The organism is Entomoplasma ellychniae (assembly GCF_002930155.1).
Taxonomy (GTDB): Bacteria; Bacillota_I; Bacilli_A; order Mycoplasmatales; family Mycoplasmataceae; genus Entomoplasma; species Entomoplasma ellychniae.
Map to the genome: position 1 here is coordinate 255,070 of NZ_PHND01000001.1, position 13,608 is coordinate 268,677.

Sequence of the window (13,608 nt, forward strand, 5' to 3'; positions counted from 1 at the left end):
AGGAGCTTAATGTTTAAACAAAGTGTTTTTATTAAATCAGCAGCTGATAAAAGCGGATGAATTGAAGATGAAATTCCCGAGATACTTTTTGTAGGTAGAAGTAATGTGGGTAAATCAAGTTTTATAAATTCATTAGCAAATAATAAAAAATTAGCAAAAGTAGCAAACACCCCAGGTAAAACTAGACTGTTAAATTTTTTTGATATAAACAATAGTCTTTTTAGATTGGTTGATGCACCAGGTTATGGGTATGCAAAAATAGCAAAAGATGCAAAAATGAGATTTGCTGAAATGATGGAAGAGTATTTTGATAAAAGAGAAAATTTGAAAGCAATTGTCATGTTAGTTGACTTACGTCATAAACCAACTAAAGATGATCAAGAAATGTATGAATTTTTAAAATCATCTAATAAAAGAGTTTTAATAATAGGAACTAAATTGGATAAGTTAAAAAGAAATGAAATTGTTAGAAATGAAAAATTAATAAAAGAAACTTTAAATTTTAATCCAAAACATGCATTCATAAAAGTTTCAAATGAACACAAAATTGGGTTAGAAGAAAGTTTTGAACTTTTAATAAGATTAATAAAGGAAGATTAAAATGAAAAAAATAGAGAGTTATAAAATAAAAGAAGTTGAAGTCCATTTTAAAAGTGATTTTAAAAATGGATTAACAGAACAAGAAGCGCAATCCAGACTGCAAAAAGATGGGAAAAATGAATTAGAAATTAAAAAAATAACTCCTTGATGAGTAATTTTATTACATTCTTTTATAGAACCACTTCAAGTTATTTTAATGTTAGCTGCTATTGTTTCTATAATTGCGCCTGCTGCTGTTAATAATTGAAAAGTTTCATTACATGATTTTGTTGATTTTATAGTTATTATGTTAATTGTTATAGCTGATGCTATTTTAGAAACTGTTCAAACGGTTAAAGCAAGAAAAAGCGTTGATGCTTTAAAGTCACTTTCTAAACCAAGAGCAGTAGTTTTAAGAAATGGTAATCAAAAAGAAATTGCTGCTAGTGACTTAGTTGTTGGCGATATTGTTATTTTAGAAGCTGGTAAATATGTGCCAGCTGAGTTAAGAATCATTGAATCAGTTGATTTTATGATTGATGAATCTATTTTAACTGGTGAATCAGTTCCCGTGGAAAAAACTCATAATCCAATTAAAGAAACTAACATGTTAGCTGACATGAAAAATATTGCTTTTATGTCTACTTTTACAACAGCTGGTAGAGCAATCGGGGTTGTAATTAAAACAGCAAAAGAAAGTGAAATTGGAAAAATTTCTAAAGCTATTAATGATAATGATCAAGAACAAACACCTTTAGAAAAAAAACTTACAAAATTTAGTTATTGAATTTCATGTATTGCTGGGATTATTGGAATTATAGTATTTGTTTCTTTATTTGTAACTGGTAAAAGTGAGAATGGAGCATGAATTAGCTATTTAATGGTTGCTATTACTTTAGCAATTGGAGTTATTCCTGAATCATTAGCAGCTGTTGTTTCTATTACATTATCTTTTTCAACAAAAAGAATGGCTAAGAATAATGTTATTGTTAAAAAATTATCTAGTGTTGAAACTTTAGGTTCGGTTAATGTTATATGTACTGATAAAACAGGAACATTAACCCAAAATAAAATGACAGTTCAAAAAGTTATTTACAATAATAAAATAGTCAATGCTGAAGAGTATATTGCAGAAAATAATAAATTGCAAAAAGATTTATTATTAAAAGCACTTGTATTACCAAATGATGGAGTTACTGAAGGTGAAGAAAGAATTGGTGACCCAACTGAGTTAGCTTTAGTTGACTATGCTGAATTAATGAATATTGATGAACAAAAATATAGAAAAATGTATCAAAGAATTCATGAGTTACCTTTTAATAGTGAAAGAAAATTAATGAGTACTTTAAACCAAGTAGATGATAAAAAAATAATTTTTACTAAAGGTGCTATTGATCAATTATTGAAAGTATGTAAAAAAATTATTATTGAAGATAAAATTGTACCTATATCTGAATCACACAAAAACGAAATATTAAAATCAAGTATGAATTTATCAAGTGATGCTCTTAGAGTTTTAGCTTTTGCTTACAAAGAAACTAATAATGATTTAGCCAAAGAAGAAGATTTAGTTTTTATTGGCGCTGTTGCTATGATTGATCCAGTTAGAAAAGAAGCTGTTTGAGCTATTGAACAAGCTAAGTCAGCTGGAATAGATGTTTGCATGATTACAGGTGATCATGCTATTACTGCACTTGCAATTGCTAGAGACTTAGGTTTGGCATTCGAAAAATCACAAGTTATTAGTTCTGATGAATTGGAAAAAATGAGTGATGAAGAATTAACTGATAAAATTGTCAATGTTAGAGTATTTGCAAGAGTTAATCCAGAACATAAAGTAAGAATTGTATCTTGTTTACAAAATAAAGGTTTTATAGTCTCTATGACTGGAGATGGAGTTAATGATGCGCCTTCATTATCAAAAGCTGAAATTGGGGTTGCTATGGGTATTACAGGTACTGATGTTGCCAAACAAGCAAGTGATGTAATATTGACTGATGATAATTTTGCAACAATTATGTTTGGTGTAAACGAAGGAAGAAATGTTTATCAAAAAATAAAAAGATCAATAACGTTATTAATGGGATTTAATTTAGCTAACGTGTTATCGATATTAATAATTTCATTAATAATTAAAGTTTCTCCTCTAGAAGCCACAAATATTTTATTTATTAATTTAATTGTAGAATCATGTTTAGCAATTGCAATTGGTATGGGTCCATTAGACAATACTTTAATGAAGCAAAAACCAGTAGTTGGTAAAAATGGTTTGTTAAAAGGTTTAGCATTCTCTATTTTAAAAATAGGGGTTGTATCTGCTGTTTTCACAGTTTTATCTTTCTTTATAGGAATGATGGCAACAGACACTGTTTATTGAGCAAAAAAAATAACTGAATTATCAGCAGAGCAATCATGATGACAACAAATTAAACTCATTAATTCACTTCAACAATTAGACGATTATATAATAACGGGTAGAACAAGTATGTTTATTACTATGGTGATTTCACCATTACTATTTGCTCATTTAATAAAATTGTCAAATTGAAAAGCAGATAAAAAAGTAAGTTTATTAATTTCAAAACCTTTAATAAATGCTTCTTTAATAGCTTTAGTATTATCTTTAGCTGTAATGTTTATTCCTTTAATTAATGACAAAGTTTTCAAGTTAATGGGATTTGGAACTAGTGAAGGATGAAATGCAAATAGTGTTTGAGTTTTATTTTCAGCTTTAGGAATTGCATTTTTACCATTTATAAGTATTTTATTAATTGACATTGTAGTTTTTTATTCATACCACTTATCAATTGCTAATTGAGATAAAAATCAAAAACTTGTAGCAGAGTTAGTTGAAATAGACACAAAAGAATTTCATAACAAAGAGAAAAAATAAATTTTTTAAACAACAAATTTAATTTGTTGTTTTTTATATTTTTTACATTTTACTTGCATTAAAGTAAGGTTAAAGTATTAATATTATAATAAGTTAATATTCGTGAAAAAAGGAGTCTTATGAAAACCATAATAATTGGAGGATCTGCCACAGGGATGGGAGTTGCTGCAAAACTTAAAAGATTAGACCCAAAAAATGAAATTATTGTTATTCAAGACAAAGAATATGTATCACTGGGAGCTTGTGGAATACCTTATTTTGTGGGTGATAATTTTTCTAACCCTGAAACCTTAATTGCTAGAACAGTTGAAAAATTTGAAGAAACCGGAGTTAAGGTTATAAAAAATACTAAAGTAGATAATGTTAATTTTGAAAGCAAAGAAGTATTTTTTAATAATGAATCTTTAAAGTATGATAAATTAGTTATAGCTGTTGGGTCCAAACCTATAATACCATCCATTAAAAATGTTAATGCAAATAACATATTCACTGTTAACTCAAAAGAAGATGGAATAATAATTAAAAATAAAATAACAAAAGAAAGCAAAGTTTTAATTATAGGTTCTGGATTAATAGGTTTAGAGATGGTTGAAAATATTTATAATAGTAAACATTCAAAAATAACCATTATAGAAAAAGCGGATAAAATTCTTAAAAATATTTTTGATGAGGAGTTTAGTGATTTAGTTGAAAATAAAATTCACGATAAAAATATTACTCTTATAAAAAATGATGAAGTTATTGAATTTTTAGTTGATAATAAAAACAATGTAACTCATGCTAAGACACGAAATGGTGAAACTATTCAATGTGACAGTGTTATTTTAAGTATTGGTGTTTTACCAAATACGCAATTGTTTAAAAAAACAAATTTAGAAATGGAATTAAATGGTGCTATTAAAATTAATCAATATTGTGAAACTAATATAGCAGATGTTTTTGCTGGTGGTGATTGTTGCAGTAGTCTAAGTTTCTTGTATAAAAACACAAAAACTTTTTACTTAGCTACAATAGCACACAAACAAGCAAAAATAATAGCTGATAATATAAATCAATCAATGTCAAATCAGTTTATGGGCGGATTAGGTACAACTATAATTAGATTTTTTGATCTTGAGTTAGCTCGAAGTGGAGAAAACAGAACTTTTATGGAAAACCAAAAAATTAAAACAAGAGAAATTTTAATCAAAGATAAAGATCATACTAATTATGTTAGTGATCAAGAAGATTTATGACTAAAAATAATAGTTGATAATAATACAAATGAAATTATAAATGTTCAACTAGCAGGTAAAAATAAATCTGTTTTGAGAATATATGGATTAGTTAGTTTAATTTGATCAAGAGTTAAAGTTGATCATTCTTTAGAACAAATAGATTTACCATATTCTCCACCGTTTTCAAGAACAACAGATATAATACATATAGCTTTAAGTAAGTTAGTGTAAAGAAAGGTAATAAATATGTTATTAAGTAGTTTTAGAGAAACTTTTTTAGAAAAGTTTTTAAGTATCAGCACATGACAATCATTATTAGCTATATTAATCTTTTTTGGGTTAATGAGCGGATTTTGATATGGACTAAAAAAAATTAAAATAAAATTTGTTTACAGAATTTTAATAGGAATGCTTATAGGATTCATTGTTGGAATAACAATACAAATAATAATAGGTTTTCCTGGTGGATCATGATTCTCACACAGTGGTAATTCAGCATGAGCAATGATTGATGGAAATTGAATAGATATTTCTAAATATTATGTTTCTAATGGAGAAGGTTTTGTTTCAATTTCTTCTATTGTTGATTTAGAAAATGCAGCTGAGTTAATTAAAGGAACAATATTTTCTGATAATAATGGTACTGAAGCGTTTGTTAATGCTATAGTATCAGATCAGTCAATTAAACAAGGGGTACACTGAGTTATAGAGTTCAATGTATGAGCTTCTTTATTAAAGCAAGTTTTTATAAATGGTATATTATTAATTACTGTGCCTGTTGTTTTTATTGCTATATTTAAAGTTGTAGCTACACCTGGAACAAAAGGGTTGGGAAGAATATCTGGAAAAGCAGTAGCAATATTATTAATAAATGTTGCAATTGCATTTACAATAACTTTTTGATTGGGATATTTTTTGAAAATAGGAAATGGTTTAAATTTTGACAATCAATTACAGGGTGGATCAGGAACAACTGATTCTAAATCTTTACCATCAATTATTTGAGGTTATGTCCCTTCAAATTTTGTAGTAGCGTTTTCTGCTGCTGCTGTTCTTCCAATAATTGTCTTAGCAGTTTTATTTGGCACAGCAACAAAATTTGTTAGAAAAAAACATCCTGAATCAATGAACAATTTAATGAATTTCATGAATAGAGCATGAGACATTATAATGTCAGTCTTAATGATGTTTATGAAAATAATGCCATTAGCAGTTATGGCCATGCTGGCAACTTCAATTACAACAAGAGCAATTGGTGCTCTTGGATCAATAGGATTAATTTTAGCTGTTGGGTACATTGGTTTATTTGTGATGCTTGGTTTTATGACATTAATCTTATTTGTTTCAGGTATCAATATAAAAGCATGGTGAAAGTATGCATGAAGACCTTTAATACAAGGTTTTTCAACTCAATCATCAAATGCAACTTTACCAATTACAATGCAGACTTTGAATAGTGAAATGAAAGTCAGTGATAAAGTAGTCAGCATAGTAGCCCCACTTTCAACTTCATTAGGATTAGTTGCTTGTGCTGGGGTTCAAGCTGGTTTAATTATGTCAGTTTTACATACAGGATCTGATTCAGTTAGTCAAATGAATATATTCGCTTACTTTATAATGGGTTTATTTACAACAGTTGTTGCAAGCATTGGGATTGCTGGAGTTCCTGGAACAGCTACAGTTGTTACTTTTGCTGTGCTAAACGGAATTGGATTTGGGCCATATTTTGCACCAGTCTATGCAATATTTGGAGCTATTGATGGATTATTTGATATGGGTAGAACAGCTACAAATGTTACTGGTGGTGTTTTTGCAGCAACACTTGTTGCAAAAGAAGAGGGCTTATTCGAAAATGAAACAGAATTAATATCTGCAAAAAAACTTGAAAGTATCAAAGACAAAATTTCTAAAAAAGAATCAAAAAAATCTAGAAAAATTTTTAGAAAAAATAAAAATTAATTTTAAAACTAACATTTGTTAGTTTTTTTTGTAATCAAAAAAAAGAGATTAAAGCTAAACTTAGTTATGATGTTTTATAGAGCTAAAATGATTTTACAAAATTTTTTAATTGGTTCATAGTCATTTAATTGACGTTTTAATCTAATATTACAAAATGATAAAAAGTTTTTGATTATTGCATTTAAAAAGTTTAATTAATAGCTAGCTTTATCATCAACAATTTTTTTAAACAACAATGGTCATAATTATTTTTACTTTAAAGTTTATACTAATTTAAAAAAGAATAAAAAATCAAATCTTAAAATGGTTTAATTTTATATCCTAGATAATATATAATATATATAATTAAAAACTTTATCATAAGTAAAATAGGAGAAATAATGGCAAAAAAAGAGCTAGCGAGTAAATATAACAATGCAGAAGTAGAAAAAAATAAGTATCAATTATGAATGGATAAAAAATATTTTAAAGCTAATCCTAATTCAAATAAAAAACCATTTTCAATTATATTGCCACCACCAAATGTTACTGGTAAATTACATATTGGTCACGCATTTGGAGTTAGTATTCAAGATGCATTAATTCGATACAAAAAATTTAAAGGTTTTGACACTGTTTTTATCCCAGGGATGGATCATGCTGGAATAAGTACTCAAGTAAAAGTTGAAGCAAAATTAAAAGAACTAGGAATTAGTCGCTTTGATATTTCAAAAGAAGAGTTTTTAAAACATGTTTGAGATTGAAAAGAAGAGTATGCATTAACAATAAGAAATCAATGATCTAAAATGGGGCTTGGTTTTGACTATGATTTAGAAAAGTTTACACTTGACGCTGATGTTAACGCAAAAGTCCAAGAAATTTTTGTAGAATTTTACAATAAAAAATTAATTTATAAGGGTAAAAGAATTGTAAACTGAGATCCAATTCAAAAAACAGCTGTTTCTAATATTGAAGTTATTTACAAAGAAGTTGAAGGAGAAATGTTTTATTTTAAATATTTCTTAGAATCAAAAGATAATTTTTTATCAGTTGCTACAACCAGACCTGAAACTATGTTTGCCGACCAATGTATTGTAGTTAACCCAAGTGATCAAAGATATGCTAAGTTTATTGGGAAGAATGTTATAAATCCAGTTAATAAAGAAATTATTCCAATTATTGCTGATGAATATGTTGAAATAGAATTTGGAACTGGTGTTATGAAATGTACACCAGCTCATGACTTAAATGACTTTGAGATTGGCGAAAGACATAATTTAGCAAAACCTATTTGTATGAATGAAGATGCAACGATTAATCAAATGGGTGGAGAACTTTATGCTGGATTAGATAGATTTACTGCTAGAAAAAAAATTATTAAACAAACTAAAAAAGATAATACTTTTATAAAGTCTGAAAAAATAGTTCACCAAGTTGGATATAGTGAGAGAAGTAATGCAATCATAGAACCTTACTTGTCTGATCAATGATTTGTGGATATGAAACCATTTCAACAAATGATTCTTGAAATGCAACAAAATGATCCAGAAATTGTTTTTTATCCAAAAAGATTTAATGATGTATTGATTAAATGAATGGAGAATGTTCATGATTGAACAATTTCAAGACAGTTATGATGGGGACATCAAATTCCTGCTTGATACCATATTGATGACAAATCAAAAATTTATGTAGGAACAAAACCTCCAATTGATATTGAAAATTGAGTGCAAGATCAAGACGTTTTAGATACATGATTTTCATCTGGTTTATGACCTTTTGTAACAACTATGCGCAGCGAAAATGAACAATCAGTTTACTTTAAAAAATACTTTCCAATTAGTGTTATGGTAACTGGATTTGATATTATATTTTTTTGAGTTGCAAGGATGATATTTCAAACTAAAGAATATACAAATAAAATACCATTTAAAGATGTTTTGATTCATGGTTTGGTTAGAGCTGAAGATGGTGCTAAAATGAGCAAGTCTGCTGGGAATGGTGTTGATCCTATGCAAATTATTGAAGAAAAAGGAGCTGACGCTTTAAGGTTTTTTTTACTAAATGGTTCGACTCCAGGTTTAGATTTCAAATTCAGTGAAATAAAAATTACCTCGGCTTGAAACTTTATTAACAAACTTTGAAATGCTTCCAGATATGTAATGATCAACATTGATGATTCATTTGTTTTAAACAAAAATTTTTACAATCAATTAAAACTAAGTGATGCTGATAAATGAATTCTTACACAATTGAGCATTGTTGAAAAATCAGTTAGTGAATTAATGGATAAATATGAATTTGCTCTTGTTGGTAAAATACTTTATGATTTTGTTTGAAATACATATTGTAGTTGATATATAGAATTGTCAAAAGTGAATTTAAATGATTCAATTAAAAAAGCAGCATCTAAGCAAACGCTTGTTTATGTTTTAAAAAATATTTTAGTTATGCTACATCCATTTATTCCATTTGTGACTGAACATATATATCAAAATTTAAATATGAAAGACTCTATTTTAGAAGAAAGCTGATTAAAAATAAATCACTGTTATGAAACTGATTATCTTAATATTGTTGTAGATTTAATTGGTTCAATTAGAGAATTTAAAGCAATTAATAATTTAAATAACAAAACTCACTTAGTCTTTCAAATTAATAACTTAACTTTTGATAAAAATAAAATTATTAACAAAAATTTAAATCAAATAAATGAATTTTTATTATCATTTGTTAATTCCAAAATTATTTTAGATATAAATGATGATAATAAAAAAACAATTATTCCTATTCAAGACTTTACAATTGAAATAAATAATGATGAATTTATTGATAATGAAAAAATGCTAAAAGAAATGATAATTCAAAAACAGAGTCTTGAACAAGAGCTTTTAAGATCTGAAAAAATGTTAAATAACATTAACTTTATTGCTAAAGCTAATCCAGATAAAATAGTTGAAGAAAAAGCTAAGTATGAGCAATACAAAATTCAATTAGAATTAATCAACAATAAACTAAACAAGATTTAATAAATAAAGTTATAATTTAAATAAGAATGTAATTTGAAAGGTTTTTATGAGAAAAGTTTCTTTAGATTTAATTAAAAAAATAAATAACTATGTTTTAATTCAAAAAGTTTCAAATGATGCTGTTTTAATTTTAATTAATCATGAAATAAAAGTGTATCCTCATGATATTCAAGAACACATTAAAAAGTATATAAAGTATTTATTGTGATTAGATGATAATCAAAAAGATACTAAAAATGCTTGAGATAAATATATAAATCGTGTTGAATGATTAGAAGAACAAAACTCTAAAGATTCATTACCATCACAAAGTAATAAATCAAGAATGCAAAGAATCGTTCAAGATTTTGAAGAACAAGAAAAACTTTTAAAACAAAAGCGTGAAAATAATAAAAGATTAGAATCAATATCAAAAGAATTATGAAAAGACCAGATTAGTGATCAAGAAGATATTCAAATGGCTTTTGAAGAAGTTATATTATCTAATGGGGAAACTTTTATTGCTACTTTAATTGAAGAATCATTGGTGTTGGATGAGGGAACTAATGAAGAATTAAATCAAACAATTATTTTTGATGATGAATTAAACACAATTTTAACTGAAGATAAAATTGAAGATACAAAACTTGAAGATATTATTCAAATTGCAGAAAATGAAAATGCAGTTCAAGATAATGCTTCTTTAGATGAAATGCTTTTAAATAATTTAATGAAAGAGTCAGAAGAATTAATTGAAGATCAATTAGAAGATTTATCAAAAGTAGAAACTCAATCAACTGATATATTAACTTTAGATTTGTTAGATGAACTTGAAAAAAATGATCAGGAAACTTCTACATTCGGAAAAACATTTAGAGCTCTTCCAATTATTGACTTAGAAGAGGAAGAAGAGGAAGAAGAATTTAAACAATTTAGTTCTAATAAATCAGTTGATGAGATATTAAATGAAATTAATTTAAGACTTGATAACAATAACAGCGAATTATTTAGACTAAACGAAGATGATGTTAAAGATGAAGACATATCAACATCTGATTATTTTATGTTTGAAGATGTTATTTCAAAAGACTCAACAATTGAACCAGAAATTTCATATAATCAAGATTTAATTGATGGTAATACAATTATGATTGAAGAAGAAAATCAAGAAGAATCAAATGAAGATTTTATAATTGTTGATGATTACACTTCTAAAACTAATCTAGAAGAATTGAGAAGTTTTGAAGAAGAATTTTCAGATATTATTATTGATAAATCACAACTGGTAGAAGATGGTTTTGATTCAAGTTTAAAAACTCCTGAACCTTTGGCTAATAATATTGAAAAGATACTTTATAATTCAAATGAAAAAAGTTTTGATAATCAAAATACTACTAATGATAAAGTTGAATTTTCTTTACAAGCAGAAACTGAAAGTTTAACAGAAAAAGAGATAAAAAAAGCATCAATTGAAAGTGAAGATTATGCTGAAATAGAACTTGAACAAAATGCTTTAGATACAATAATTAGTGATTCTTCATCACAAATATTGGTTGATAAAGAAGAAACATATTTAACAATTAGAAAGTATGATGATTTGCCTTTAGAAGAGTTTATTTTGAACGCTGAAGAAAAGACATTATTTGAAACAACTTCTGAAGATGAAGAGACAGTTGATCAATCAATGTTTGAAGACTCAACACTACAAACATTTGCTGAAAATCAGAATTCAACACTTGGAGCATTAGAGTTTTTAAATCAACTAGAAGATAAGTATTCAACATTATTAGAAGTTGATTCTGAAGACATTAATAATACACTTCAAGATTCACAAGAGTTTAAAACTAAATCAACAAATACAATGGAAGCTTTAGATTTTTTAAATAAAATGGACAATAAATATAGTGAAATTTTAGATGATGATGAAGATTTAACAGAATTTTTAGAAGAAATAGAATAATAGCAAGTTAAAATGAATACCAAAAAGAAAGTAAAAAAGAAAGCTCTAAACTTTCTTTTTTACTTCCTTTTTTTGTTTTGCTATAAATTGTCTAGCAATTTTAATATCAATTGTTCATTATTTTTCATCGATGACTTTAATAGCTTTATCATATTTTTATTTTAGCTACAATTTATTTTTTATTGGATTTAGAAAGTTTTTTATGATAAAAAACAACTAATATTCATTAAATGATATTTTTAATTTATAATTTAAAAGAAATGGAGAAACGTTTATGAAAATAATTATTAAACAACATTTTTGACTTTTTTTAATTAATATATTTTTGACAATTGTTGGATCTATTGGGGCGCTTTTCTTTGCTTACTTTTTTGGTAAAGTGATTGAGTTTGCAATTTCTAAAGATTTGCAAAGCTTTATTTTTTATATAATTGTTGCTTTGCTAACAACTACCATCGCTATTGTTTCTGATTACTTGTCAGTGTTGATTCAAAATAAAATAATTAAGGAAATTAACCAAGAATTACGTAAAAAATATTATGACAAAATTTTATCTGATCAATTTAATAGTAATATAGACACTGGAAAATTTATAAATAATTCATCAAACAAAATATCTCAATTAGAAATATTTTATTATGAAAGTGTTTTTTCAATTTTTAATGGAATTTGTTTTTTAATTTTATCAATAGTTATGGTTATTTATTACAATTGATTAATTTTTATAATAACAACTTTTTTCTCAATTTTAGTGTTTTTAGTTCCTTTTTTAACAACTAAAAAATCCCAAAAAAAAATAGAAATTTCTAATCAAGCAAACGATGATTTTTTGCAGTTTAGCAAAGATAGTGTTAAATCATATTGAAATTATTGAAGCTTAAATAAAACCAATAAACTTAAGTCTGATTTAATGAAAATATCAAATAATTATGAAAAAGAAAACAAGATAAATAAAAACTTTCAAGGATTGCAAGTTATGTTAAGTACAATAACAATTTATTTAATTCAAATTATTTTAATAACTTTAATTTCATTTTTTTTATTTAAAAATATTTTTACAGTTGCAATTGTTGTAACTTTGTCGCAAGTAACGTCACAATATATTCAATCATTTGGAATAATTCTAAATCATTTTATTAAATATTTAAACTTACGCAAAACAAATAATGAGATTAATGAACCTTGTATCAAAGAATTAGAAAATTTCACAAAAACCAAAGTCATTGATGAAAAATTAGATTCAATAATATTTAAAAATTTCACATTTAAATATGATGAAACAACAATCTTGGATAAAATAAATTTAAAAATAATTAACGGTGATAAAGTTTTAATTTTGGGAAAATCAGGAGTTGGTAAATCCACTTTGCTAAAGCAATTATTTTATCCAAGATTATTTGAAGAAAAAAGTGAAATATTCATAAATGATATGAGTTGTGAAAATTATGACATTCGTAAACAAGCAGTTTACATTGATCAAGATATTTTTTTAAGTAAGGACACAATTTGAAACAATATTACATTGGCAAATCCTGAAATCAACAAGGAAGAAGTTGATTATTATTTAAATTTTTTGCAATTAAATCATTTAATTGATAGATTAGAATTTGGTCTTGAAACAATTATTCTAGATAACATGCAAAATTTGAGTGGCGGAGAAAGACAGCGTTTTGCAATTTTGAGAGGTTTGGTTGCAAAAAAACCTTGGATGTTTTTGGATGAAGTTAACTCTGCATTAGATAAAAAAACTTCAGGTTTAATAATGAATTATTTATTAGATAAAAAAGATTTCACTATTATTATGGTTGCTCATCATATTGAAAAGGAGCACTTAATTAAGTTCAACAAAATTATTAAATTATAATTCATTTTTAAAATTTTAAAGTCGTTAAAATTTTCAATTGTCATATAATTTTCTTTTATTTTATATACAAATAAGTTTTTTGATAAAATGTACTTCATCTTTTTTTCATTTTGACTAATACAGAAATAATTATTACTAATTTAATTTAA

7 protein-coding genes are annotated in these 13,608 nt (G+C 25.8%); all 7 read left to right on the forward strand.

The features are described from left to right. Positions 1-9: 9 nt before the first annotated feature. Positions 10-600, forward strand: coding sequence for a ribosome biogenesis GTP-binding protein YihA/YsxC (yihA, locus tag EELLY_RS01150; protein ID WP_104205684.1), 591 nt, complete (start codon positions 10-12; stop codon positions 598-600). A 1-nt stretch (position 601) separates the two neighbouring features. Beyond that, positions 602-3,472 carry a cation-translocating P-type ATPase gene (locus EELLY_RS01155; RefSeq protein ID WP_104205685.1) on the forward strand — a complete coding sequence of 957 codons (2,871 nt, stop codon included), beginning with the start codon at positions 602-604 and terminating at the stop codon, positions 3,470-3,472. A gap of 119 nt (positions 3,473-3,591) precedes the next feature. Next, positions 3,592-4,920, forward strand: coding sequence for an FAD-dependent oxidoreductase (locus EELLY_RS01160; RefSeq protein ID WP_104205686.1), 1,329 nt, complete (start codon positions 3,592-3,594; stop codon positions 4,918-4,920). 15 nt (positions 4,921-4,935) lie between these two features. After that, positions 4,936-6,648 (forward strand): dicarboxylate/amino acid:cation symporter, encoded by a 1,713-nt coding sequence (locus EELLY_RS01165; RefSeq protein ID WP_104205687.1) that lies wholly within the window; start codon positions 4,936-4,938, stop codon positions 6,646-6,648. A 380-nt stretch (positions 6,649-7,028) separates the two neighbouring features. After that, a complete protein-coding gene (locus tag EELLY_RS01170; RefSeq protein ID WP_104205688.1) occupies positions 7,029-9,656 on the forward strand; it encodes a valine--tRNA ligase in 2,628 nt (875 codons plus the stop codon). A 46-nt stretch (positions 9,657-9,702) separates the two neighbouring features. Next, positions 9,703-11,595 carry a hypothetical protein gene (locus tag EELLY_RS01175; protein WP_104205689.1) on the forward strand — a complete coding sequence of 631 codons (1,893 nt, stop codon included), beginning with the start codon at positions 9,703-9,705 and terminating at the stop codon, positions 11,593-11,595. Between the two features lie 274 nt (positions 11,596-11,869). After that, complete coding sequence (locus EELLY_RS01180) at positions 11,870-13,459, forward strand: ABC transporter transmembrane domain-containing protein (protein WP_104205690.1); 1,590 nt, start codon at positions 11,870-11,872, stop codon at positions 13,457-13,459. Positions 13,460-13,608 lie beyond the last annotated feature (149 nt).